This is a genomic window from Streptomyces sp. NPDC003393 (genome assembly GCF_053589015.1).
In genome coordinates this window covers 36,868-62,083 of record NZ_JBSFRB010000043.1, presented here as the reverse complement: position 1 = coordinate 62,083, position 25,216 = coordinate 36,868, and the positions used below count along the sequence as shown (strand labels likewise).

At 68.9% G+C, this 25,216-nt stretch carries 19 protein-coding genes and 1 pseudogene; 8 read left to right on the top strand and 12 right to left on the bottom strand.

Annotated elements, in window-relative coordinates; translation table 11 throughout:
- Nucleotides 1–40 precede the first annotated feature (40 nt).
- Nucleotides 41–2,389, bottom strand: a complete 2,349-nt coding sequence (gene murJ / locus ACWDUZ_RS31485) for a murein biosynthesis integral membrane protein MurJ (RefSeq protein ID WP_451635207.1) — start codon at nucleotides 2,387–2,389, stop codon at nucleotides 41–43.
- Nucleotides 2,390–2,434: 45 nt separating this feature from the next.
- Entirely contained in the window at nucleotides 2,435–4,879 is a 2,445-nt protein-coding gene (locus ACWDUZ_RS31480; RefSeq protein WP_451635206.1) for a DUF6049 family protein, read from the bottom strand.
- Nucleotides 4,880–5,194: 315 nt separating this feature from the next.
- On the opposite strand from ACWDUZ_RS31480, the gene ACWDUZ_RS31475 reads away from it, so the two are divergent.
- Entirely contained in the window at nucleotides 5,195–6,661 is a 1,467-nt protein-coding gene (locus ACWDUZ_RS31475; protein ID WP_451635205.1) for a CCA tRNA nucleotidyltransferase, read from the top strand.
- Between the two features lie 100 nt (nucleotides 6,662–6,761).
- Here the strand turns inward: ACWDUZ_RS31475 and ACWDUZ_RS31470 are convergent, their stop codons facing one another.
- The 4 genes from ACWDUZ_RS31470 to ACWDUZ_RS31455 all read right to left on the bottom strand — a co-directional run bounded on the left by ACWDUZ_RS31470 (nucleotide 6,762) and on the right by ACWDUZ_RS31455 (nucleotide 10,553).
- On the bottom strand, nucleotides 6,762–7,262 hold the full coding sequence (locus ACWDUZ_RS31470) for an LppU/SCO3897 family protein (protein ID WP_451635204.1): 501 nt from the start codon (nucleotides 7,260–7,262) through the stop codon (nucleotides 6,762–6,764).
- A 126-nt stretch (nucleotides 7,263–7,388) separates the two neighbouring features.
- A complete protein-coding gene (locus ACWDUZ_RS31465; protein ID WP_451635203.1) occupies nucleotides 7,389–8,651 on the bottom strand; it encodes an MFS transporter in 1,263 nt (420 codons plus the stop codon).
- 91 nt (nucleotides 8,652–8,742) lie between these two features.
- On the bottom strand, nucleotides 8,743–9,825 hold the full coding sequence (locus tag ACWDUZ_RS31460) for an inositol-3-phosphate synthase (protein ID WP_451635202.1): 1,083 nt from the start codon (nucleotides 9,823–9,825) through the stop codon (nucleotides 8,743–8,745).
- A gap of 44 nt (nucleotides 9,826–9,869) precedes the next feature.
- Nucleotides 9,870–10,553: a helix-turn-helix transcriptional regulator gene (locus ACWDUZ_RS31455; RefSeq protein WP_451635201.1), complete on the bottom strand. Its 684-nt coding sequence runs from the start codon at nucleotides 10,551–10,553 to the stop codon at nucleotides 9,870–9,872.
- Nucleotides 10,554–10,949: 396 nt separating this feature from the next.
- Here ACWDUZ_RS31455 and ACWDUZ_RS31450 point away from each other — a divergent pair, with 396 nt between their 5' ends.
- Nucleotides 10,950–13,664 carry a transglycosylase domain-containing protein gene (locus ACWDUZ_RS31450; protein ID WP_451635200.1) on the top strand — a complete coding sequence of 905 codons (2,715 nt, stop codon included), beginning with the start codon at nucleotides 10,950–10,952 and terminating at the stop codon, nucleotides 13,662–13,664.
- 118 nt (nucleotides 13,665–13,782) lie between these two features.
- Entirely contained in the window at nucleotides 13,783–15,297 is a 1,515-nt protein-coding gene (locus ACWDUZ_RS31445) for a glycosyltransferase family 87 protein (RefSeq protein ID WP_451635199.1), read from the top strand.
- Nucleotides 15,298–15,381: 84 nt separating this feature from the next.
- Here ACWDUZ_RS31445 and ACWDUZ_RS31440 read toward each other — a convergent pair whose 3' ends face one another.
- The 3 genes from ACWDUZ_RS31440 to ACWDUZ_RS31430 form a co-directional block, all read right to left on the bottom strand.
- Nucleotides 15,382–16,413, bottom strand: coding sequence for an alanine racemase (locus tag ACWDUZ_RS31440; RefSeq protein ID WP_451635198.1), 1,032 nt, complete (start codon nucleotides 16,411–16,413; stop codon nucleotides 15,382–15,384).
- Between the two features lie 99 nt (nucleotides 16,414–16,512).
- A complete protein-coding gene (gene femX / locus ACWDUZ_RS31435) occupies nucleotides 16,513–17,634 on the bottom strand; it encodes a peptidoglycan bridge formation glycyltransferase FemX (protein ID WP_451635197.1) in 1,122 nt (373 codons plus the stop codon).
- A 170-nt stretch (nucleotides 17,635–17,804) separates the two neighbouring features.
- Complete coding sequence (locus tag ACWDUZ_RS31430) at nucleotides 17,805–18,134, bottom strand: hypothetical protein (RefSeq protein ID WP_451635196.1); 330 nt, start codon at nucleotides 18,132–18,134, stop codon at nucleotides 17,805–17,807.
- Nucleotides 18,135–18,410: 276 nt separating this feature from the next.
- Here ACWDUZ_RS31430 and rpsF point away from each other — a divergent pair, with 276 nt between their 5' ends.
- The 4 genes from rpsF (at nucleotide 18,411) to rplI (ending at nucleotide 20,137) form a co-directional block, all read left to right on the top strand.
- Nucleotides 18,411–18,701 (top strand): 30S ribosomal protein S6, encoded by a 291-nt coding sequence (gene rpsF, locus ACWDUZ_RS31425; protein WP_009189556.1) that lies wholly within the window; start codon nucleotides 18,411–18,413, stop codon nucleotides 18,699–18,701.
- 74 nt (nucleotides 18,702–18,775) lie between these two features.
- A complete protein-coding gene (locus ACWDUZ_RS31420; RefSeq protein ID WP_451635195.1) occupies nucleotides 18,776–19,354 on the top strand; it encodes a single-stranded DNA-binding protein in 579 nt (192 codons plus the stop codon).
- 81 nt (nucleotides 19,355–19,435) lie between these two features.
- Entirely contained in the window at nucleotides 19,436–19,672 is a 237-nt protein-coding gene (gene rpsR, locus ACWDUZ_RS31415; RefSeq protein ID WP_003949403.1) for a 30S ribosomal protein S18, read from the top strand.
- Nucleotides 19,673–19,690: 18 nt separating this feature from the next.
- The gene (gene rplI / locus ACWDUZ_RS31410; protein WP_030168569.1) at nucleotides 19,691–20,137 is read left to right on the top strand and encodes a 50S ribosomal protein L9; all 447 of its coding nucleotides are present in this window, start codon (nucleotides 19,691–19,693) and stop codon (nucleotides 20,135–20,137) included.
- A 179-nt stretch (nucleotides 20,138–20,316) separates the two neighbouring features.
- Here rplI and ACWDUZ_RS31405 read toward each other — a convergent pair whose 3' ends face one another.
- Nucleotides 20,317–21,678 carry an MATE family efflux transporter gene (locus tag ACWDUZ_RS31405; RefSeq protein ID WP_451635222.1) on the bottom strand — a complete coding sequence of 454 codons (1,362 nt, stop codon included), beginning with the start codon at nucleotides 21,676–21,678 and terminating at the stop codon, nucleotides 20,317–20,319.
- Between the two features lie 435 nt (nucleotides 21,679–22,113).
- On the opposite strand from ACWDUZ_RS31405, the gene dnaB reads away from it, so the two are divergent.
- Nucleotides 22,114–23,589, top strand: a complete 1,476-nt coding sequence (dnaB, locus tag ACWDUZ_RS31400; protein ID WP_451635194.1) for a replicative DNA helicase — start codon at nucleotides 22,114–22,116, stop codon at nucleotides 23,587–23,589.
- A gap of 101 nt (nucleotides 23,590–23,690) precedes the next feature.
- Here dnaB and ACWDUZ_RS31395 read toward each other — a convergent pair whose 3' ends face one another.
- Both ACWDUZ_RS31395 and ACWDUZ_RS31390 read right to left on the bottom strand, forming a co-directional pair.
- Complete coding sequence (locus tag ACWDUZ_RS31395; protein ID WP_451635193.1) at nucleotides 23,691–24,251, bottom strand: dihydrofolate reductase family protein; 561 nt, start codon at nucleotides 24,249–24,251, stop codon at nucleotides 23,691–23,693.
- A 57-nt stretch (nucleotides 24,252–24,308) separates the two neighbouring features.
- Nucleotides 24,309–25,216, bottom strand: a pseudogene (locus ACWDUZ_RS31390) (RNA polymerase subunit sigma-70).

Here is a 25,216-nt window from a genome sequence, read left to right as displayed (position 1 = left end):
ACACACAGCTGCGGACGATGGTTGTGCGTGTACCCCCGCCTCAACGTCCCAGACGGCCACGGACCATGCCGACGAGCGAGTTGAGTTCCTCGATGCGCATCCGTCGGGCGGCGACGAAGAAGACGCCCAGCAGCAGGGCCCCGCCCGCCAGCAGCGCGGCGAACGACCCGATGACGCCCTGGCCGAGGGAGTGACCGATGGCGTAGCAGGCCGCGCCGCTGAGCAGCGCCGCCGGGACCGCCGCGATGCACAGCCGGGTGTACGTCCGCATCACGCGCGCCCCGTCGAGGTCGCCGCCGAGCCGCTTGCGCAGCCGGCTCCAGGCGACGCCCACACCGATGGCGTAGGCGAGACCGTAGGCGGCGGACATGCCGATCACGGCCCAGCGGGCCGGAAGCAGGTAGTAACAGAGGACGGAGGCACCCGCGTTGACCGCGGCCACGATGACCGTGTTGTAGAAGGGCGTGCGGGTGTCCTCGTAGGCGTAGAAGGCCCGCAGCACGACGTATTGCACGGAGTACGGGATGAGGCCGAGACCGAAGGCCATCAGCATGTAACCCGTGTTCGTGGCGGCGCCGGTGCCGGCGGAGCCGAAGATCAGCGTGCAGATCGGGACGCCCATGGCGACGAAGGCGAAAGCGACCGGAACGATCGCGACGGCCGTCGTGCGCAGGCCCTGCGAGATGTCCTCGCGGACGGCGCCGGCATCGTCCTCGTGGGCCGAGCGGGAGATCCGCGGCAGCAGGGCCGCCATCAGGGAGACGGTGATGATGGCCTGCGGCAGGCCCCAGATCAGCTGGGCGTTGGCGTAGGCGGCGAAGCCGGTGCCGTCCATGTGGGCCTGGTTGCCCGACGATGTGGACAACTGGGTGACGACGAGCGCTCCGGCCTGGTTGGCGAGGACGAACAGCACGGTCCACTTGGCCAGCGTCATGGCCTTGCCCAGGCCGTGTCCTCGCCAGTCGAACCGTGGACGCAACCGGAATCCGGACTCGCGCAGGTACGGGATCATCGCCAGGGCCTGCACGACCATTCCGAGCAGCACGCCGACGCCGAGCAGCCGCTGTCCTTCGGGCGGGATGTTGGTGACCTTCATCCCGGAGTGCGCGGCGCTGCCGTACACCCAGATGAAGGTGCCGAGCGTGATGATGATGACGATGTTGTTCAGCACCGGCGTCCACATCATCGCGCCGAACTTCCCGCGCGCGTTGAGGACCTGTCCCATGACCACGTGGATGCCCATGAAGAAGATCGAGGGCAGGAAGTACCGGACGAAGGTGACGCCGACCTCGTTCGCCGGCGGGTCGCTGGCGACGGAGTCGGACAGCAGGCGGATCAGATAGGGGGCCCCGAGTACGGCGACCACGGTGAGCACGCCGAGGGCCAGCATGACCAGTGTCAGGAGCCGGTTGGCGTAGGCCTCGCCGCCGTCCTCGTCCTCCTTCATGGAGCGGACGAGCTGTGGGACGAAGACCGAGTTGAGGCCGCCACCGACGGTCAGGATGTAGATCATGGTCGGCAACTGGTACGCGACCTGGAAGGTGTCGCCGAGCAGGCCGATGCCCAGCGCCGATGCGATCAGCGCGGAACGGATGAACCCGGTGAGTCGGGAGACCAGAGTGCCCGCCGCCATCACCGCACTCGACTTCAGCAGGCCCGAGGCCTTGCCGCCCTTCTTCGCCGGAGCGGGCGCCGGAGCGGACGCGGGGGCCGCAGCGGACGGCGGAGCGACGGTACCGGTGCCTGCCGGGGCGGGAGCGGGGCCGGGGATCGAGGGAACGTCCATGGACGGACGCCCGCCCATCCCCTGCGGCGCCGGGTAGCCGTGCGGACCAGAGGAGGCGGCCTGGTAGCCGCTCTGCCGCGGGTCGTAGCCCTGCGCCTCGGGGGTCTGGTAGCCGACCTGGCGCGGGTCCTGGTATCCGCCCTGCTGCTGGTCGCGGAAGAGGTGCGCGAAGGCGTCCGGTTCGTGGTGCTCCTCGCCGGAGTGGCTGACCAGGTCGTCGACGCCCACGAACTGCGTGGTGCGGGGGTCCTCGCCGTACGGCAGGTACTGGGTGGTGCCGGACGGCTCCGGCGGTGGGGTCTGCGCCCACACGCGAGGATCGGGGGCGTACGGCGACGGCTGTGGGGCACCGTACAGCGGCTGCTGCGGCTCGTACGTGCCCGCGGGCGGCGGCGGGTGCGCGGCACGGTCGTACAGCGCCTCGCCGACCGGGTCCTGGGCCGTCAGGTCCTGCGCCCGGTAGGGGTCCTCGGCGTAGGCGTCCTGGAGGTACATGTCCGCCGGAGGCTGTTGCGGCATCTGACCGTGTTCAGGGGGCGGTGCGTCGTGGTGACCCGAGCCGTCCACGCCCTGGCCGCGGTCACCGTCGTACGGCGCGTTCATGCTTACCCCACCTCATCGTCCCGGGCCCTCCGGGCCACGACATCCTCAACGGTCCACCTTCTCACCCGTGCCGGACGGGTCGGCGCTTTCCGCTGCGGTGTCCGGTGCCGGGTCACTCGCGTGCTCCGGGGCTTCTGCCCGAGAACGCGATCCCGACTCTTCCGTGAGACGCTCGGCAGGGGTCTCGGGGTTCTCCGGTCCGCCGGTCTTCGGTCCGGCCTCGCTCGAAGCGGACTCGTCGAGGTCGCCGGAGCCGTCCTCGGTGTCGTCCTTCTCCTGCCCGGCCTCCGCCTCTTCCCTGGCCGCCGCCCGCTTGCGCTGGGTGTACATGCGGAAGCCGGCGAGGACGAGGAGCAGTACGCCACCCCCGATGACCAGCATCACGGTGGCGGTGATCTCGGTGACCTTCACGTCGAAGGTGACGGGCGCGCCGTACACCTGGCCGTCCTGCGTGTAGAGCTGGGCGATCACCGTGACGGGACCGTTGGCGTTGGCCGACGTGGGGAACTTCACGGACTGGGTGTGGCCGCCGGAGACCGCCACCGGCTGCTCCCAGTAGGCCTCGCCGCCGATCTTGAGGCGGGTCGGGTTGGTGGAGGTGAGCCGCAGCACCAGATGGTCGACGCCCTGCACCAGGTTGTTCTGCACGGTCACGGGGATCGTGGCGCTGTGGCCGGAGAGCTTGGTCTCCGACTTGTCGATCAGCTTGACCTCGTCGGTGAGGTCGTCGAGATAGGCCTCCACCCCGCCTCGGAAGCTCTCCGCCGCGCTCCTGCGGCCCCGCCACGACGTGGACATCTCGCGGTTCATGGCCCGGCCGAACGGCGTGACGACCCGGGACTGGTCGGTGAGCACGACCTTGAAGTTGTCGACCTTGTCCTGCGTCCTGGCGATCACCGCGAAGGCGGAGTGTCTGAGCTCACGCTGGCGCAGCGAGGAAGGGTAGTCCGAGGCCGGAGGGATCTTGGTCGTGGCCTCGGGGTCCGGCTTGGCCTTGGCCGCAGCGGCCAGGTTCTGGGACTGGGACCAGGTGCTCTGCTGCAGAGCGGTGAGGGCCTGGGCCATGACCTGCGCCTGGCTCACGCTGGGCATGCGCTGTGGGGCGACGACGACGCTGCGCTGCTTGCTCGTCTGGATGTTCAGCGCCAGGCTCTGGGCCAGGAAACGCTGCACGGCGAGTGTGCCAGTGCCGGCACGCGTCATGTCACCCTCGAACGCCGTCGACAGCCGTGCGTCGGCGACGACTGCGGTGGTGCCCCCGCCGACCGGCCGGGACGTGGAGGGCGTGTAGGTCAGGGCGTCGGACTCCTGGATGCTGTCGCTGCGCGCGATGACCTTGTCCGCGCCCGCGGAGGTGGCGACCCTGACGATCGCCGGGTCGACGGCTCCGTCCACCGGCCAGGCGAAGTCCGTGTCGGGCTTCACGTGGAGCACGGTTTCCACCGTGCTGCCGGCGACATCGGTGGCATCCTTGAGCTGGCTCAGCGATCCGGTGACGCTCGTGCCGTGGTGGGCGAGGGAGGCCAGATCCGGGTCGGCGAAGGGCAGCGCCACGACTTCCTTGCCCGCCACCGCCTGCTGCAGTTCCGCAAGCCACTCCTTGGCCACGGCCTGGTGGGTGCCGGCGACCGGGGTGGAGCCGGCCTTCGGCTGGACGCGGTAGTTGCGCGTCATGGCGTCGACGGACGCCAGCAGATCCGGGTCGATCACCCAGGTGACGTCCAAGTCCTTGCCCAGGGTCAGCATCCGTTCCAGCCGGCCGCCGGGGGCGATGTCCTTGGCGAGGTCGTCGTTGAGGAAGACCGGGGTCTGCTGCGCGCCGGGGCCGGTCTCCGCCGTCATGTGGGCGGTGGACATCAGCGGCCACAGAAACGTCGTCTTCGTCTTTGTGTCCGCATCGCCGGCCTGCCAGGGCAGGAAGGTGTGCCGGATGCCCAGCACCTGCTCCCACGGCCGCGCGGAAGTCTGGCCGGACAGCGAGACGGAGAGCTCGTAGACGCCGTCCCCGTCCAGGTTCAGCTTGTCGACCGGTACAGAGACGCTGAAGTGCTCGGCGACTCCGGGGGCAAGCTCGGCGAACTTCTGGGTGTACTTGTCGTCGATCTCCGGGCCGTCGGCGCCGGGTACGAAATCCGTCCGCCGGGCGACGTCGTCGATCGCGGAGCGGGTGCCCAGTTCCTGGCCGACGCGCAGACCCACGTGGGCGTCGGTGACCGCCTGCTTGCCGTTGTTCGTCACGGTGCCCGAGACGGTCAGCGTGTCGTCGTCCGAGGGGACGCTGGGGCTGAGCGAGTCGAGGGAAACGGCCACCGTGCGGGAGCCGGAGGCGGCTCGGAGCGAGTCCTGGCCGGTGGCGTGCGCACTGGGAGCGGCCGAGAACTGGAGCAGACCGGCCAGCAGGGGCGCCCCGGCGAGCAGTGCCCCTGCCCGCCGCAACAGGCGGCGGGCAGGTGAGGGACTGGTCCCCTGGAAGTCTGCCGCCTCGGCCACGCGCTCGCCCGTCCCTCGTCGTCGTCAGTGGTCGTCGGAATGTGCGTCCACGCATGGTAACGATGCGCGCCAAGGGGAAGTGCCACGGAGGCAGCCACAAGATCGATGGCGGGGCGCGAGCGCCCTGGATATGCCCCTATCCGGGGATGCTGTTCAGTACGTCACAAAGACGCGCCTTGTGCACGGCGGAGAGCTGAGCGGAGGTACGGAGTGACGGGCGAGGAAGGGGGAGAAGCCGGGGCCGGTACATGTTGCCGCGGTCGGGCCCCTTATGCAGCGGCGGCCCGGCGCCCGGGCCACGTACCCTTTTCTGTTGTGCCGAACGCCAACGATGACACTTCCTCTGCCCTGAGCCAGGTGCAGCAGCGCGCCGTGAGCGAACTGCTGCGAGTGGCCCCCGTCGCCGACGACCTCGCGCGCCGCTTCCAGGAGGCCGGATTTTCCCTCGCCCTGGTCGGCGGCTCGGTCCGGGACGCGCTGCTCGGCCGGCTCGGCAACGACCTGGACTTCACGACCGACGCCCGTCCCGAGGACGTATTGAAGATCGTGCGGCCCTGGGCGGACGCGGTGTGGGACGTGGGCATCGCCTTCGGCACGGTCGGCGCCCAGAAGCAGGCCCGCGTCGAGGACGCCGACCGGTCCTTCCAGATCGAGGTGACGACCTACCGGTCCGAGGCCTACGACCGCACCTCGCGCAAGCCCGAGGTGTCGTACGGCGACTCCATCGAGGAAGACCTCGTCCGCCGGGATTTCACCGTCAACGCGATGGCGGTGGCCCTTCCGGAGAAGAGGTTCATCGACCCGCACGGCGGTCTGGAGGACCTCGCGGGGCGCGTGCTGCGCACCCCCGGAACGCCTGAGGAGTCCTTCTCCGACGACCCGCTGCGCATGATGCGGGCCGCGCGTTTCGCCGCCCAGCTCGACTTCGACGTCGCCCCCGAGGTCGTCACGGCGATGAAGGAGATGGCCGGACGGATCGAGATCGTCTCCGCCGAACGCGTACGGGACGAACTCAACAAGCTGATCCTGTCCGCCTACCCACGCAAGGGCCTGTCTCTTCTTGTGGACACGGGAATCGCCGACCACGTGCTGCCCGAGCTGCCGGCCCTGCGTCTGGAGAGCGACGAGCACCACCGGCACAAGGACGTCTACGACCACACGCTGATCGTCCTGGAGCAGGCGATGGCCCTGGAGGAGGACGGCCCCGACCTCACGCTGCGACTGGCCGCGCTGCTGCACGACATCGGCAAGCCGCGCACCCGGCGCTTCGAGAAGGACGGCCGGGTCTCCTTCCACCACCACGAGGTGGTCGGCGCGAAGATGACCAAGAAGCGCATGACCGCCCTGAAGTACTCCAACGAGCTGGTGAAGGACGTCTCCCGCCTCGTCGAGCTGCACCTGCGGTTCCACGGCTATGGCACCAGCGGGTGGACGGACTCGGCGGTACGCCGTTACGTCCGTGACGCCGGCCCACTCCTCGACCGCCTGCACAAGCTGACCCGCTCCGACTGCACCACGCGCAACAAGCGCAAGGCGGCCGCTCTCTCCCGTGCCTACGACGGCCTGGAGAAGCGCATCGCCCAGTTGCAGGAGCAGGAGGAACTGGACGCGATCCGCCCGGACCTGGACGGCAACCAGATCATGGAGATCCTGGGGATCAAGCCCGGCCCGGACGTCGGCCGCGCCTACCAGCACATGCTCGAGCTGCGCCTGGAGAACGGCCCGATGGGGCACGACGCGGCGGTGGCGGCCCTGAAGGAATGGTGGGCCGAGCAGGGCTGAGACGGGCGGCGGGGTCGCGTTTCACGTGAAACACGACCCCGGCACGCGAGAGGGGCGACGTTTCACGTGAAACGTCGCCCCTGCGTCATGACAACGGGTGCTACTTGCTTTCCTTCAGGCAGAGCACCACATCGTGGCCGCCGCCGTACTGGACGTAGGAGATCGTCGCGTCGGTGACGGCCTCACACTTGTCCTGGTCGGTCGAGCCGTCGAACTTCTGAACCACCTTGTACTGCGCCTCACTGGACGAGCAGTCGACCTCCTTGAGGTCCGGATCGCTCATCGTGCCCTTGTTGTGCATGCACGCGCCCACCGAGGTGGTCTCAGCGTCGTCGCGGCCGAGGAACCAGCCCAGCCCGAGAGCGCCGCCGAACTTCAGCAGGGCGACGATGACGACGAGGAGGATGCCGCCCACGATGCGCAGCGTCTTCTTGCCCCCGCGCCCCGTCGGGGCGGGCGGCGGCGGAACCGGCGCGCCCTGCTGCTGGGGGAACGGGGCGTAGGGCTGCTGAGGGGGGTACGGCTGGCCGGGCTGCTGCCCCATCGGAGCGGAGGGCGCCTGGGCGTACGGGTTCTGGCCCTGGGGCGGCGGAGTGGTCACGTGGGAGTCCCCCTGGAACGTAGGCAGGATGACGCGAACATGGCGTCGACATAAGACGCACGTAAGCTACAGCCCGCCGGTGACAACCCCGCACTCCGTGGGGGGTCTGTGTCATTGATGTGACACTTACTGGCGTTCAAACCGGGCCATAGATCCCGCAACGCCCCCGTAGATCACGGCCACCGTGACCACGAGCACGACCGAGCGGCCGTCCGGTGGCAGCATCAGGGCGGCGACGCCCGCGGCGCCCACGAAGGCGACGTTGAACAACACGTCGTACACGGAAAAGATCCGGCCACGGAAACCGTCTTCGATCACCGACTGCACGATCGTGTCCGTGGCGATCTTCGCGCTCTGGGTGGTGAGCCCCAGGACGAAGACGGCGACCAGCAGCGGGCCGGTGGCGAACGGAAGGCCGAGGGCGGGCTCCAGGACGGCGGCCGAGCCGGCGCACACGGCGATCCAGCGGGCCGGGCCCAGCCGCCCCGCGGCCCACGGGGTCACGACCGCCGCGGCGAAGAACCCGGCGCCGGAGAACCCCAGGGCCAGCCCCAGCAGGCGCAGGCCCTCACCGGTGGAGGACGTCAGACCGTAGCGGCACAGCATCAGCACCATGACCGTCAGTGCGCCGTAGCAGAAGCGCATCAGCGTCATCGAGATCAACGCCCGGGCCGCTGCCCTGCGGGGCGGCGCCGCGAGATGGAGCACGCCGGCCGCCAGCTCGCGCGCCGTGCCGGTCAGCGCGGCGCCCAGCCGCGGCCGCGCCGGGCCGGGGTCGGGGCCGAGCAACTCGGGAGCCATGAGCAGCGACACGAGGGCCGAGCACAGATAGAGGGCGGCGCCGAGCAGCACCACGGCGGCGTCGGAGTCCGCACCGGCCAGGCGCACGAGGAAGGCGAGACCGCCGCCCGCGAAGGCCGCCAGGGAGCCCGCGGTCGGCGACAGGGAGTTGGCCATCACCAGCCGCTCGGCGTCGACCACCCGTGGCAGCGCCGCGGACAGCCCCGCGAGGACGAAGCGGTTGACGGCGGTGACGCACAGCGCCGAGACGTAGAACAGCCAGTCCGGGACGGCGGCCACCATCAGCACGGCCGTCGCCGCAGCCATGACCGCGCGGACCAGATTGCCGTACAGGAAGACCTGACGGCGCCGCCAGCGGTCCAGCAGGACTCCGGCGAAAGGGCCGACCAGCGAGTACGGCAGCAACAGCACCGCCATCGCCGAGGCGACCGCGGCGGCCGAGGCCTGATGCTCCGGGGAGAAGACGACGTAGGTGGCGAGCGCAACCTGGTAGACGCCGTCGGCGCCCTGCGAGAGCAGCCGTATGCCGAGAAGGCGTCGGAAATCCTTGAAGCGCAGCAAGACGCGCAGGTCACGGACGACGGCCATGAGGGACAGCCTCACATACGGCAAGGGTCCCCGGGCCGGGTACGCCTGGCGTACCCGGCCCGGGGACCCTCAGCCCTGGCAGGAGCGGTTGTCAGCGCTCGACGTCGCCGCGGATGAACTTCTCCACGTTCTCGCGGGCCTCGTCGTCGAAGTACTGGACCGGTGGGGACTTCATGAAGTAGGAGGACGCCGACAGGATCGGGCCGCCGATGCCCCGGTCCTTGGCGATCTTCGCGGCGCGCAGGGCGTCGATGATGACGCCGGCCGAGTTCGGGGAGTCCCAGACCTCGAGCTTGTACTCCAGGTTCAGCGGGACGTCACCGAAGGCACGGCCCTCGAGGCGGACGTAAGCCCACTTGCGGTCGTCGAGCCAGGCCACGTAGTCGGACGGGCCGATGTGGACGTTCTTCTCGCCGAGCTCCCGGTCGGGGATCTGCGAGGTGACGGCCTGGGTCTTGGAGATCTTCTTGGACTCCAGGCGCTCGCGCTCGAGCATGTTCTTGAAGTCCATGTTGCCGCCGACGTTCAGCTGCATCGTGCGGTCCAGGATGACGCCCCGGTCCTCGAACAGCTTCGCCATGACGCGGTGCGTGATGGTGGCGCCGACCTGCGACTTGATGTCGTCACCGACGATCGGCACACCCGCCTCGGTGAACTTGTCCGCCCACTCCTTGGTGCCGGCGATGAAGACCGGGAGGGCGTTGACGAAGGCGACCTTGGCGTCGATGGCGCACTGGGCGTAGAACTTCGCCGCGTCCTCGGAGCCGACCGGCAGGTAGCAGACCAGAACGTCGACCTGCTTGTCCTTGAGGACCTGGACGACGTCGACCGGCTCCTCGGCGGACTCCTCGATGGTCTGGCGGTAGTACTTGCCGAGACCGTCCAGGGTGTGGCCGCGCTGCACCGTCACGCCGGTGGAGGGGACGTCGCAGATCTTGATGGTGTTGTTCTCGGACGCGCCGATGGCGTCCGCGAGGTCCAGGCCGACCTTCTTGGCGTCGACGTCGAACGCGGCGACGAACTCGACGTCCCGCACGTGGTAGTCGCCGAACCGCACGTGCATGAGGCCCGGGACCTTGGAGGCCGGGTCGGCGTCCTTGTAGTACTCGACGCCCTGCACCAGCGATGCGGCGCAGTTGCCCACGCCGACGATGGCTACGCGAACCGAACCCATTCCGGTTGCTCCCTGTGTGTACTCGGTGAAGCCCCGACGGGACCTCACGTGGCGGTGTCGCCGGGCGTATCCGGCCGGGAACGATCCCCGGTCCGGGGCAGGCCGCCCGTCGCTCCATTGGTGGTGTCCTGCTGAGCGGTCCCCCTGGAGGCGGAACCCTTGAGGTCCCGTCCGGCCCGCTCGCTCTCGATGAGCTCGTTCAGCCAGCGCACTTCGCGCTCCACGGACTCCATCCCGTGGCGCTGGAGCTCAAGGGTGTAGTCGTCGAGGCGCTCCCGGGTGCGTGCGAGGGAGGCGCGCATCTTCTCCAAGCGCTCCTCCAGCCGACTACGGCGGCCCTCGAGCACGCGCATGCGCACGTCGCGCGACGTCTGCCCGAAGAAGGCGAAGCGCGCGGCGAAGTGCTCGTCGTCGTACGTGTCGGGGCCCGTCTGGGAGAGCAGCTCCTCGAAGTGCTCCTTACCTTCTGCCGTCAACCGGTAGACGATCTTGGCGCGACGCCCCGCGAGTGCAGCGGCGACGGTGTCCTCGGCGGTGCTCCCCGGCTCCTCGATCAACCAGCCGTTCGCGACCAGCGTCTTGAGGCAGGGGTAGAGGGTCCCGTAGCTGAACGCTCGGAACACACCCAGTGACGTATTGAGTCGTTTGCGCAGCTCATAGCCGTGCATCGGGGACTCGCGGAGCAGGCCGAGTACGGCGAACTCGAGGATTCCGGAACGCCGGCCCATGGTCGCCTCCTCTCTGCCGCGACCCGGTGGTGGCGGGCCACTCCGGGTGCCGTGACGGTCTTTATGTCGCCCTGATGTATCGACTCGATACATCACGACGATAGAACGGCGCTGCGCATGCGACAAGGGGTGACATGGTGAACGGGATCACATCACTGTTTCGGTGGAGGCAAGTTGCCTGATTTGGGGTGAACTTCGGGACCCGGTGGGTTTTGACGGTGCGTAGTCTGTGCGCCATGCACACCACCGGGAACCGAGTGACGCCTGGGGACGTCCTCGTCCCTGGTGCAGTACGGGTGAATGCGCGACCTGTCACATCCGTACTTCGGGGGGACCGGAAACCAGCCGCCGTTTCCAGGCGCGCAAAGGTGCGCCTGCCCGAGGAGTAGTCGTTCGATGAGCGAGCACCGTCGCAAACCGCCGCAGCCGCAGGGAGGCGGACGTGCCGCGGCCCGACGCGGTCAGTCCGGTTCGTCCTCCGGCCGCCGCGCGGCACCGCGAGGCGCCACCGGGTCACCTGCCGACTCCTATGGGTCCACGTCCCACGGGTCCGGCTCGTACGGTGCGGGAGGTGAGAACCGCCCGTACGGCGGGCGCGCCGAGGCACGCCGGGCGGCGCAGAGAAGCGGTGGCCGGCGCAGAGGAGGCGGACCCGGCGGCCCGAACGGGCCGGGACGCGGCCGGGGGCGGACCGCTCCCCCCGCCAGGAAGCGGTTCATCGACTACCCGCGGGCGGGCAAGTACGGCTGGCGACGCTGGATGCCCTCCTGGAAGCTGCTCTCGGGACTGTTCATCGGGTTCATGGGGAGCCTGGTGGCGGTCGCGGGCATCGGCTATGCCATGGTGAGCGTGCCCAACGTCGCCGACACCGCGACGGCGCAGAACAACGTCTACCTCTGGTCCGACGGAACTCCGATGGTCGCGACGGGCGGTGAGACGAACCGCCAGATCGTCAACCTCTCGCAGATCCCCGAGGCGATGCGCTGGGCGGTCATCTCGCAGGAGAACAAGACCTTCTACACCGACAGCGGCATCGACCCCAAGGGCATTGCCCGCGCGGTCTTCAACATGGCCACCGGTGGTCAGACGCAGGGTGGTTCCACGATCACCCAGCAGTACGTCAAGAACGCGCGCCTGGACGACCAGTCCCAGACGGTCTCCCGCAAGTTCAAGGAGATCTTCATCTCGATCAAGGTGGGCGCCACCGTCAAGAAGGACGACATCCTGGCGGGCTACCTGAACTCGGCGTACTACGGCCGGGGGGCGTACGGCATCCAGGCGGCCGCACGCGCGTACTTCAACAAGGACGCCATCCAGCTGAACCCCGGAGAGTGCGCCTTCCTCGCGGCCATGCTCAAGGGCGCCACGTACTACGACCCGGCCGGCGCCGTGTCCATCGACCCGGCCGCCACGCCCGAGGACAACGCCCGGCGTGCCACGCTGCAGATGCAGGACACCCTGGACAAGATGGTCAAGTACGGCCATCTGAGCGCCACCGAACGGGCCAAGTACACCCGGCTCCCTCACTGGCAGAACCCGCGGTCCAACACCAGGCTGAGCGGTCAGATCGGCTACCTCGTCGACCTGGCCAACAGCTACCTGGTCGCCCACAGCGACGAGACCGGCATCACCCAGGAGAAGCTGCGGCTGGGTGGCTACACGATCACGACGACCTTCGACAAGAAGAAGGTCAACGAGCTCAAGAGCGCGGTCGAGAAGGTCCAGAAGGCCAACATCAAGCCGAAGAAGCGTCCGGACACCGACACCCACGTCCAGTTCGGCGGTGCCTCGGTGGATCCGGCCACGGGGGCCATCGCGGCGATCTACGGCGGTGAGGACTGGACGAAGCACTTCACCGACAACGCCGATGCCACCGGCGCGCAGGTGGGCTCGACCTTCAAGCCGTTCGTGCTGGCGGCGGCGATGCGGGATGGCGTCCGTGATCCCAAGGGGGACCCGACGCAGGCGCAGGACGAGCGCACCCAGGTCTCTCCCAAGAGCCGTTTCAGCGGCAAGAACAAGCTCAAGATCAAGAACTACGACGGGACGGTCTGGAAGAACGAGAAGGGCGAGGAGTGGCTGCAGACCAACGACGGCAATGAGTCCTATGGGAAACCGCCGAACTACATGATCGATCTGCGCGAGGCGATGCGGGAGTCGGTGAACTCCGCGTTCGTGCAGCTCGGCATGGACGTCGGGCTGGACAAGGTCAAGCAGGCGGCCCTGGACGCGGGGCTGAAGGAGGACAGCCTGGCCGGCACCAGCTTCCCGTCCTTCTCCATCGGCATCTCCGACCCCAGCGCGATCCGCATGGCCGGCGCTTACGCCACGTTCGCGGCCAGCGGCAAGCAGAACGACCCGTTCTCCGTCCTGGAGGTCAAGAACAAGGACGGGCTGGTCTACAAGCACAAGAGCGCCACGAAGCAGGCCTTCACCGCGGCGGTCGCCGACAATGTGACGGACGTTCTCAAGACCGTCGTCGACAGGGGAACGGGTACCAACGCCCGGCTGCCCGGTCGCGAGGTGGCGGGCAAGACCGGTACCACCGACGGGAACAAGTCCGCCTGGTTCGTCGGCTACACCCCGCAACTGTCCACCGCCATCAGCATGTTCCGGATGGACGACAACGAGAAGAACAAGTCGCGCACCTTCCTGGAGATGTACGGAACGGGCGGCCAGAAGAAGATCCACGGTGCCTCGTTCCCGTCTCAGATCTGGCACGACTACATGCTGCAGGCACTCGAAGGTCAGCAGGCCAAGCCGTTCCCGAAGCCCGAGCCCGTCGGTGAGATCGTCAACGCCGCTCCCAGCCCCACGCCCACTCCCTCGGCCACCCAGAGCCAGGAGTCGAGCCCCACGCCGACGCCGACCCCCACCCCGACCCATACCAGGCCGACGCCCACACCGACCGAGTCGCAGTGCGGTTTCTTCGGCTGCTCGGACACCGGCGGTCGGAACGGCGGCGACGGCAGCGGAGGCAACGACGCCGGCGGCGCGGACGGAGGCTTTCCCACCCCGACGCCCACCGCCACGGAGACCAGCACCGACGGTGGCACCACCCGAGGCAACGGCAATGGCAGTGGCGGTTTCTTCGGAGGCACGGGCAACTAGCCGCGAGCCCTGCACCGGCGTCGTCCGGTAGGGACGTTTCACGTGAAACATGGGCCGTCGCACCGTCGAGGTGCGGCGGCCCACGGCTTTTCCGAGACGCGTACGGCAGGATGGCGGCATGCCCAGTGCTGAATCGACGCAAGCGAGCCCGCACGAGTCCGCCCCCGGCCCGGTGTTGCCGACCAGGGAGGACGAGGTCGCCGCGGCCGGCAGCGAGCTGATCGGCGGCCCTGCGGGGCGGCGCATCCTGCCCGGAACGTCCTGGTGGACTCCCGTGCGGGTCGTCGCGCTCGTCGCGATCGGCATGTTCGCCCTCGGGCTGGTCCAGAAGGCGCCCTGCTACCACAGTGCCTGGTTCTTCGGGGCCAGCTCGCAGTACACGAAGGCCTGCTACTCGGACATCCCGCACCTCTACCAGGGGCGCGGCTTCGCCGACGGCCTCGTGCCCTACTTCGACAAGCTCACCGGCGACATGCCGTACCTCGAGTATCCGGTGCTGACCGGTGTGTTCATGGAGGTGGCCTCCTGGCTGACTCCGCACAGCGGCACCATCCAGCACCAGGAACGGTGGTACTGGATGGCCAACGCCGGGATGCTGATGGTCTGCGCGGCCGTCATCGCCGTCTGTGTGGTCCGCACGCATGCCCGACGGCCCTGGGACGGTCTGCTGGTGGCCCTGGCGCCGGCTTTCGCGCTGACCGCGACCATCAACTGGGACCTGCTGGCGGTCGCCCTGACGGCTGCCGCGATGCTGATGTGGTCCCGGCAGCGCTCCCTGGCCTTCGGTGTCCTCCTGGGGCTCGCCACGGCCGCCAAGCTCTATCCGGTGCTCCTGCTGGGTCCCCTGCTCGTGCTCTGCTGGCGGGCGGGCCGATGGCGGGACTTCGGTAGGGCACTCGCGGGTACGGTCGTCGCCTGGCTGCTGGTGAATGTGCCGGTGATGGCTTTCGCCTCGGACGGCTGGTGGCAGTTCTACAGGTTCAGCCACGACCGGGGTGTCGACTTCGGATCCTTCTGGCTGATCTGGGCCCAGAAGTCCAGCGATCCGCCCAGCACCGACTTCGTCAACACCGCGGCCACGCTGCTGGTGGTGCTGTGCTTCCTCGGCATCGCGGCGCTGGCCCTGTTCGCTCCCCGCCGCCCGCGCTTCGCCCAGCTGGCCTTTCTGGTGGTGGCGGCGTTCATCCTCACCAACAAGGTCTACTCACCGCAGTACGTGCTGTGGCTGGTCCCGCTCGCGGTGCTGGCCCGCCCGAAGTGGCGGGACTTCCTGATCTGGCAGGCCTGCGAGGTGACGTACTTCCTCGGTATCTGGATGTACCTCGCGTACACGACCAGCGGGGACGCGCACAAGGGACTGCCGGCCGACGGCTATTACTGGGTGATCGCCGTGCATCTGGCCGGAACGGTGTACCTGTGCGCGGTCGTCGTCCGCGACATCCTGATGCCGGAGCGCGACGTGGTGCGCCTGGCCGGGGACGACGATCCCTCGGGCGGTGTGCTCGACGGTGCGCCGGACCACTTCGTCCTCGGCACCTCGGGCCACTCCCGGCTCCACGCGGCGCACTTCGACGGGCCCTCGGTGGAGTGGGGCAGCCGGACTCCGGCCACGCCCGAGGACCGTTCGCTGTGAGCGAACGGAGCTGAGGAGGCTTCAGGAAGACCGAAGGCCGTACACGGTGGGCACCGTGTACGGCCTTCGGCGTGGACGGGAGGCTCAGCGGTCCATGAGCCGGTCGAACTGCGTGGTGGTGTGCCGCAGATGGGCCACCAGTTCGTCGCCGACCTTCGGCTCCGGGGCGTCCGAGGGCACGAACAGGATGGAGACCTGCATGTGCGGGGGCTCGGCGAACCAGCGCTGCTTGCCGCCCCAGACGAACGGCGAAAGGTTCCGGTTCACCGTGGCCAACCCGGCCCGTGCCACACCCTTGGCCCGCGGCATGACGCCGTGCAGCGCCTTGGGCGCCTCCAGGCCCACTCCGTGCGACGTGCCGCCCGCCACGACGACGAGGAAGCCGTCGGAGGCCGCCTTCTGCTGGCGATAGCCGAAGCGATCGCCCTTGGACACCCGTGTGACGTCCAGGACCGCACCGCGGTACTCGGTGGCCTCGTGGTCACCGAGCCACAGCCGCGTGCCGATGCGGGCGCGGAACCGGGTCTGCGGGAACTGCTGCTGCAGCCGGGCGAGTTCCTCGGCCTTGAGGTGGCTGACGAACATGGTGTGCAGCGGAAGCCGTGCCGCGCGCAGCCGGTCCATCCAGCCGATGACCTCCTCGACGGCGTCCGAGCCGTCGGTGCGGTCCAGCGGCAGATGGATGGCGAAGCCCTCCAGGCGGACGTTCTCGATGGCGGCGTGCAGCTGCGGCAGGTCCTGCTCACTGACGCCGTGCCGCTTCATCGAAGACATCACCTCGATCACGACACGCGCCCCCACGAGGCCGTACACACCGTCCACCGACGACACCGAGCGGATCACCCGGTCGGGCAGCGGCACGGGCTCCTCGCCGCGCCGGTAGGGGGTCAGCACCAGCAGGTCACCGCCGAACCAGTCCTTGATCCGCGCGGCCTCGTACGTCGTGCCGACGGCGAGGACGTCCGAGCCGAGCCGGGTGGCCTCCTCCGCCAGCCGCTCGTGGCCGAAGCCGTAGCCGTTGCCCTTGCAGACCGGGACCAGCCCGGGGAACTGCTCCTGCACGTGCTTGTGATGCGCCCGCCAGCGCGCGGTGTCGACGTAGAGCGTGAGCGCCATGGCCGGACCCGGAACCTTTCTCGTGGCTGCGGTGAATCAGAGGGGGAATTGCCGACGGTGTCGAAGCGGAGCGACGGCGTCGGTCGGTCGGACGCGAGGTCAGCGGCGCGACATGTAGATGTCGAGCGCCTTGTGGAGCAGCTTGTTCAGCGGGAAGTCCCACTCGCCGAGGTACTCGGCGGCCTGCCCACCGGTGCCGACCTTGAACTGGATCAGGCCGAACAGGTGGTCGGTCTCGTCCAGCGAGTCGGAGATGCCGCGCAGGTCGTAGACCGTGGCGCCGAGGGCGTAGGCGTCGCGCAGCATCCGCCACTGCATCGCGTTCGAGGGGCGGACCTCGCGGCCGATGTTGTCGGAGGCCCCGTAGGAGTACCAGACGTGGCCCCCGACGATCAGCATCGTCGCCGCGGCCAGGTTCACGCCGTTGTGCCGGGCGAAGTACAGCCGCATGCGGTTGGGGTCCTCCGAGTTGAGAGCCATCCACATGCGCTGGAAGTACGACAGCGGGCGTGGCCGGAAGTGGTCGCGCACGGCCGTGATCTCGTACAGCCGCTGCCACTCCTCCAGGTCGTGGTAGCCGCCCTGGACGACCTCGACGCCCGCCTTCTCGGCCTTCTTGATGTTGCGGCGCCACAGCTGGTTGAAGTTCTTGTGCACCTCTTCCAGGGACCGGTTGGCGAGTGGCACCTGGAAGACGTAGCGGGGCTGGACGTCGCCGAAGCCGGCGCCCCCGTCCTCACCCTGCTGCCAGCCCATACGCCGCAGCTTGTCGGCGACCTCGAAGGCGCGGGGCTCGATGAAGTCGGCCTCGAGGTCGCGCAGGCGCTTGACGTCCGAGTCCTGGATGCCCTTCTTGATGGTCTCCGAGTTCCAGCGGCGGATGATCACCGGCGGCCCCATCTTCACCGAGAAGGCACCCTGCTGCTTCAGGTGCGCCAGCATCGGCCGGATCCAGTCCTCGAGGTTCGGCGCGAACCAGTTGATGACCGGGCCCTCGGGCAGGTAGGCGAGGTAGCGCTTGATCTTGGGCAGCTGACGGTAGAGGACCAGGCCGGCACCGACCAGCTCGCCGGTGCGGTCGTCGAACCAGCCGAGATGCTCCGAGCGCCACTCCGCCTTGACGTCCGCCCATGCCGGAACCTGCATGTGACTCGCCGCGGGCAGACTCTGGATGTAGGCCAGATGCTGCTCTCGACTGATGGTCCTCAGGGTCAGGCTCATTCGGGGCGCTCCTCGGGCTGGCGTGTCCCCATGGGTTCAGGGGCTCCGGCTCTCGCGCCAGAGCCTACTGCGCCCGGGAGCGCCCGTACGGGGCACTGTCCGCCCTTCGCCCGCCGGTCCGGGCCTGTGGGAGTGCCGGGGACCCGCCCGTCGTGGGTCCGGGATCCCGGTCAGCCGCCGACGAACCCGTTGAAGATGCCGAAGAGCCCACCGTTGGCCATCCCGAAGAAGAGGCCGATCGCGGAGGCGCCCAGTCCGAGGACCAGGCCGAAGCGCTCACGCGTCGTCTCCGAGATGAACTGACCGTATCCGCCGGTCAGGACGCCCAGCAGGCCCGTCCAGGCGGTCAGGTAGTGGAGTCCGGGGAAGGGAGCGGTGAGGATGGAGATCAGACCTAGGACAGCGGTCACGGCCAGCAGTGTGTTCTGGACGGGGTGCCGCTTGCCGTCCGTGGCCAGCAGGCCGCTGCTGGATTTGGTCGGCCGCATGATCTGAGCCATGGGGTACCTCCTGCCGAAGGCAACGTCGCTTCGCCCTGCACAACCCGTTGTGTACAGATTGTCTGCCCTCGGGGCCGAATTTCAACCGGACGGCGGTGGGCGGTAGGCTGTGGCTTCTGTACCGATGCCCTGCCATGCCCCGGCCCGGCCGATTCGGCCGAGTGGACCCCAGTGTCAGTGGGGCCTGGTTTACTCACGGACATCGGTACCAGCGCATCACAACCCTCCTGCCACGGAACGACCGTGGCCGCTGAGTCCAGAGGAGGTGGGTTCCACATGCGTCACTACGAGGTGATGGTCATCCTCGACCCCGATCTCGAGGAGCGCTCTGTCTCCCCGCTGATCGAGAACTTCCTGTCCGTCGTCCGTGATGGCGGCGGCAAGGTGGAGAAGGTCGACACCTGGGGCCGTCGTCGTCTCGCGTACGAGATCAAGAAGAAGCCCGAGGGCATCTACTCGGTCATCGACCTGCAGGCCGAGCCTGCGGTCGTCAAGGAGCTCGACCGCCAGATGAACCTGAACGAGTCGGTCCTCCGGACCAAGGTCCTCCGCCCCGAGACCCACTGAGCCTCCCGCTCAGCTGATCTCGGGCTTCGAGTAGCAGCAAGCAGCCAGCAGCAAACCCGCCGAGAGGTTCCCCCATGGCAGGCGAGACCGTCATCACGGTCGTCGGCAATCTTGTCGACGACCCCGAGCTGCGCTTCACCCCCTCCGGTGCGGCGGTCGCGAAGTTCCGTGTCGCGTCCACCCCCCGCACCTTCGACCGCCAGACGAACGAGTGGAAGGACGGCGAGAGCCTCTTCCTGACCTGCTCCGTCTGGCGCCAGGCGGCGGAGAATGTCGCCGAGTCGCTGCAGCGAGGCATGCGCGTCATCGTGCAGGGCCGGCTGAAGCAGCGGTCCTACGAGGACCGGGAGGGCGTCAAGCGCACGGTCTACGAGCTGGACGTCGACGAAGTCGGTGCCAGCCTGCGCAACGCCACGGCCAAGGTCACCAAGACCAGCGGCCGCGGTGGCCAGGGTGGCTACGGTGGCGGCGGCGGCCAGGGCGGCGGCCAGGGCGGCGGCGGCTGGGGCGGCGGCTCCGGCGGCGGCCAGCAGGGCGGTGCTCCCGCCGACGACCCGTGGGCGACCGGCGCTCCCGCCGGTGGCAACCAGGGCGGTGGCTGGGGCGGCGGCTCCGGCGGCGGTGGCGGCTACTCGGACGAGCCCCCCTTCTAGGCCGTGCGGCCGGCCTTCCGGGGCCGGACCGAGGCCGGGGTGGGCCGTAACCACACTTCTTGATCACACAGGAGAAACACCATGGCGAAGCCGCCTGTGCGCAAGCCTAAGAAGAAGGTCTGCGCGTTCTGCAAGGACAAGGTCACGTACGTGGACTACAAGGACACGAACATGCTGCGGAAGTTCATTTCCGACCGCGGCAAGATCCGTGCCCGCCGCGTGACCGGCAACTGCACGCAGCACCAGCGTGACGTCGCCACGGCTGTGAAGAACAGCCGTGAGATGGCGCTGCTGCCCTACACCTCCACCGCGCGCTAAGGGAAGGGTGACCTACTCATGAAGATCATCCTCACCCACGAGGTCTCCGGTCTCGGTGCCGCGGGCGACGTCGTCGACGTCAAGGACGGCTACGCTCGCAACTACCTGATCCCGCGGAAGTTTGCGATCCGCTGGACCAAGGGCGGCGAGAAGGACGTCGAGCAGATCCGTCGTGCTCGCAAGATCCACGAGATCCAGACCATCGAGCAGGCCAACCAGGTCAAGGCCCAGCTCGAGGGCGTGAAGGTCCGCCTGGCCGTCCGCTCCGGCGACGCCGGCCGCCTCTTCGGTTCCGTCACCCCGGCCGACGTCGCCTCGGCGATCAAGGCTGCCGGTGGCCCCGAGGTCGACAAGCGTCGCATCGAGCTGGGTGCGCCGATCAAGACCCTGGGCGCCCACGAGACGTCCGTGCGTCTGCACCCCGAGGTTGCCGCCAAGGTCAGCATCGAGGTTGTCGCCGCCTGAGTGCTGCGTGCTGCCTGAGCAGTCGGTAAAGGGGCCGTACCCATTGAGGGTGCGGCCCCTTTCCACGGTTGCGCTCTTTCCATGGGTCTGGCTCGTCACGTCCCATGGCTGTCACTCGTGATGCGGCGTCGGGTGTTTCACATGAAACCCGACGGGCCCGGTGGTTTCACGTGAAACGGTCAGCGCGTCGCACCGGTGACGATCCAGTTGCCCGACCGCGAGCGCAGCCACAAGGTCAGCAGACGTACGGTCATCATCAGCGTCATCGCAGCCCAGAGCGCGGTGAGCCCGCCTCCCACGACGGGGACGAGCAGCGCCGCCGGAGTGAAGACCACGAGGGTCACCAGCATGGCGCCCGCGAGATAAGGTCCGTCTCCCGCACCCATCAGCACGCCGTCGAGCACAAAGACCACGCCGCAGACCGGCTGGGAGAGCGCCACCATGAGCAGCGCGGGCAACGCGGCCTCCCTGACCACGGCGTCGCCGGTGAACAGGGGCAGGAAGAGCGGGCGGCTCGCCAACACGAGGAGCCCGAGGACGACCCCGACCGCCATGCCCCACTGGACCATGCGGCGGCATGCCTCACGGGCGCCCTGGGGATCGTCGGCACCGAGGTAGCGCCCGATGATCGCCTGTCCGGCGATCGCGATCGCGTCGAGCGCGAAGGCGAGCAGGCTCCACAGGGACAGGATGATCTGATGGGCGGCGATGTCCGCGTCGCCGAGGCGGGCCGCGACCGCCGTGGCGATCAACAGGATGGCCCGCAGCGAGAGGGTGCGAACGAGCAGGGGGACTCCGGCCTGCGCGGACGCCCTGATCCCGGCGGCGTCCGGGCGCAGGGAGGCAGAGTGCCTGCGGGCTCCGCGGACGACCACGGTGAGGTAGACGGCGGCCATGCCGCACTGGGCGATGACGGTGCCCCAGGCGGAACCCGCGATGCCGAGCCCGGCGCCGTAGACGAGTCCCGCGTTGAGGGCGGCGTTGGCGACGAAGCCGGCGACGGCGACATAGAGCGGCGTCCGGGTGTCCTGCAGCCCGCGCAGTACACCCGTGGCGGCGAGCACCATGAGCATGGGCGGGATGCCCAGGGAGGAAATGCGCAGATACGTCGTCGCGTACGGAGCCGCCGTGTGCGAGGAGCCGAAGAGGTCGACCAGGGCGGGGGCAGTGGGCAGGACGACCACGATGACGGCGGCGCCGAGCAGCAGGGCGAGCCAGATGCCGTCCATGCCCTGGCGGATCGCGGCCTGGAGATCGCCCGCGCCGACACGTCGGGCGACGGCGGCCGTGGTTCCGTAGGCGAGGAAGACGAAGACGCTGACGGCGGTCGTCAGCAGGGCCGAGGCCACACCGAGTCCGGCGAGCTGCGCCGTTCCGAGGTGGCCGACGATCGCGCTGTCGGCCATGACGAAGAGTGGCTCGGCGACGAGGGCGCCGAAGGCCGGCACGGCCAGCGCGACGATCTCTCGGTCGTGCTGACGCCGGCCGGCCGAGGGGCGTGCGGGGGCCTGTGTCATGGGCATCAATCTAATCGTCCACAGGTAAGCGACGCAAAGGTCTTAGAACCCTTACCCAGCGTCTCGTGCTGCGCACTTGTGCGCACCGTTCGAACCGATCTTGGTCCAGCGGGGAAAGTTTTTCTTCTGCACAGCCGGTGGACGGCAATCAAGCAGGTCAGAGGGGTTGTGGAAAATCTCGCGAGGCCTTGTTCACAGCACTGTCCACCGGGTCGTGCACAGGTTTGGGGGAGTTCTCCACAGCATCCGGTCGCTCGTCCACATGGCCTGTGGATAACCAGATTGGCTGAAGGTGCCCGGGGGCCTACCGTAGTCCGGCGCGCGCTCCGTCCCCAGGCTTCCAAACCGTCATAAAGAGACGGGCCAGAAGCGGAGTCGGGCTTCTCGAATTGTCAGTGCCGTGCCGTAGAAATGAGAGGCACGGCGAGGTCCGCGCGGCGGACAGGAGGAGGACGCTCGGTGAGCATTTCCGAGCCCTTGGACGACCCCTGGGCCGACAGCGGACCCAGCGATCGTCTGCCTGCCTCCCGGCGTCGGCCGGACCACGTCCGCGGCCGCGACGAACAGCACGACCGCGGCCCGGACGACGGCAAGTGGGACGGCGGCTCGTCGTTCGAGCGCGTCCCCCCGCAGGATCTCGACGCGGAGCAGTCCGTTCTCGGCGGGATGCTCCTGTCCAAGGACGCCATCGCCGACGTCGTCGAGATACTCAAGGGCCACGACTTCTACAAGCCCGCGCACGAGACGATCTACCAGGCCATCCTCGACGTCTATGCCAAGGGTGAGCCGGCCGACCCCATCACCATCGCCGCCGAGCTCACCAAGCGCGGCGAGATCAACAAGGTGGGTGGCGCCTCGTATCTGCACTCCCTGGTGCAGACCGTGCCCACGGCGGCGAACGCCGCGTACTACGCGGAGATCGTCCACGAGCGCGCGGTCCTGCGCCGTCTGGTCGAAGCGGGTACGCGGATCACACAGATGGGATACGCGGCCGACGACGACGTCGATGAAATCGTCAACCGCGCCCAGGCCGAGATCTACGCCGTCACCGAGCAGCGCACCAGCGAGGACTACCTGCCGCTGGGCGACATCATGGAGGGCGCGCTCGACGAGATCGAGGCGATCGGCTCGCGCAGCGGGGAGATGACCGGTGTGCCCACCGGGTTCACCGACTTCGACTCGCTGACGAACGGCCTGCACCCGGGGCAGATGATCGTCATCGCCGCACGGCCCGCCATGGGCAAGTCGACGCTCGCCCTGGATTTCGCGCGGGCCGCGTCCATCAGGCACAACCTGCCGAGCGTCATCTTCTCCCTGGAAATGGGCCGCAACGAGATCGCGATGCGTCTGCTGTCCGCCGAGGCCCGGGTCGCGCTGCACCACATGCGCTCGGGCACGATGACCGACGAGGACTGGACGCGGCTGGCCCGCCGCATGCCGGACGTCTCGGCGGCCCCGCTCTACATCGACGACTCCCCGAACCTGTCGATGATGGAGATCCGCGCCAAGTGCCGGCGTCTGAAGCAGCGCAACGACCTCAAGCTGGTCGTCATCGACTACCTCCAGCTGATGCAGTCCGGTGGCTCCAAGCGTGCCGAGAGCCGTCAGCAGGAGGTCTCGGACATGTCCCGCAATCTCAAGCTGCTGGCCAAGGAGCTGGAGCTCCCGGTCATCGCGCTCTCCCAGCTCAACCGTGGCCCCGAGCAACGCACCGACAAGAAGCCGATGGTCTCCGACCTGCGCGAGTCCGGCTCCATCGAGCAGGACGCCGACATGGTCATCCTGCTCCACCGTGAGGACGCCTACGAGAAGGAGTCACCGCGTGCCGGCGAGGCCGACCTGATCGTGGCCAAGCACCGCAATGGCCCGACGGCGACCATCACGGTCGCGTTCCAAGGTCACTACTCGCGGTTCGTGGACATGGCGCAGACCTGACCGGTGCATGCGCCCGAGCGTCGGTAGCCGTTCCCTTCCCGATGCTCGGGCGAGCGGTCGTCTTCACCGGCGGCGACGCGTACGGTTGACGCGAGCGGTCATCAGGCGGCCCTTCGGTGGCGGGTGAGGACGGCGGCGCCGACCTGCTCGGCGGAGAGGCACTCCAGCTCGGCGTGGGGGCCGTCGGCCGGGAAGAGCCGCCGGCCGGTACCGAGGACGGTGGGGAAGGTCAGCAGCCGGTACTCGTCGACCAGGTCCGCGGCTCTCAGCCGGTCCACGACGCTCAGGCTCCCGGTGACGACCACGTCCCGCCGCTCGCGCTTGACGGCGTCGACCAGGTCGCCGTCGAGCAGTTGGGAGTTCGCCCACGCCGAGGTGCCGGTGTCGGGCAGGGTGCGGGAGACGACCAGCTTCGGGACGGCGTTCATCCGTGCGGCGAACGGGTCGTCGTGGCCCGGCCAGAGCCGTGAGAACAGTTGCCAGGTGGCGCGCCCGAGCAGCAGTACACCCTCGTCCAGCGTGCGGCCGAGCCGGAACTTGTCCCCGGCGACCGCCTCCGGGCCGTGCCGGACCGCCCAGCCGCCCCACGGCGTCCCGGCGGATCCGTCCGGGTCGGACACGATCCCGTCCAGGGTGATGAACTCGATGACGATGACGCTCACGATGAGACTCCCTTCGGTTCGGTGCTCACCGGTACCTACCGTCCGCACCGCCCCGACTCATCGCTCCCTGCGGAACTCGCCTGCGGGAATCTCTCCCGGCAACTCGAAGGCGTCGAAGACGCGCGGATCGGCGAACACGACGTTCTGCGTGATGCGCCCCTCGGTGACGGTGAAGACCTGCAGGGTGTGGAGCCGGCGCCCGCCACCGGGCTCCGGCGCGTATGCGGCGAGCACGGGCTGCCCGCCCGCGGTGAGCTCCCGCGTCCCCCAGCCCCTGCCGCGCATCCGGAACACCCGCTCCAGGAACCGGCCGTAGTCCCGGCTGCCTCGGTACCACAACGGCACCGGGGGCATCTCCAGTACCGCGTCGTCGGCCAGCAGCCGCACCAGCGCGGGGACGTCCGCCGCCTCGAACGCCTGCATGTATCGGACTCGGTGACCGCACCGGCATCGTTCACGTCGACGAGAGCGGCACGGGCCCGCTGCAAGGCGCTGTTGACCGCCGCGACCGTGGTGCCCAACTGCTCGGCGACCTCGGCGGCGGTGAACGCCAGCACCTCGCGGAGCACCAGGACCGCCCGCTGCCGCGCCGGCAGGACCTGCACCGCCGCCACCCATGCGAGCCGCAGATCGGCCCTGATCTCCACATCGAACCGTGCCTCGGGGAACGGCTCCAGCCAGGGCACATCAAGCGCCGGCCGCAGGGGCGCCTCGGGATCGTCGCTCGGCATCCCCAGCCCGGACGGCAGCGGACGCCGCCCGCGCCCCTCGAGCGCGGTCAGGCACACATTGGTCGCGATCCGGTACAGCCAGGTCCGCACCGCCGCGCGTGCCGGGTCGTACCGGTCACGGGCCTTCCAGGCACGCAGCAGTGTCTCTTGTACCAGATCCTCGGCCTCGTGCACCGAACCCAGCATCCGGTAGCAGAACGCCACCAACTCACCTCGGTACGGCTCGAAGTCCAC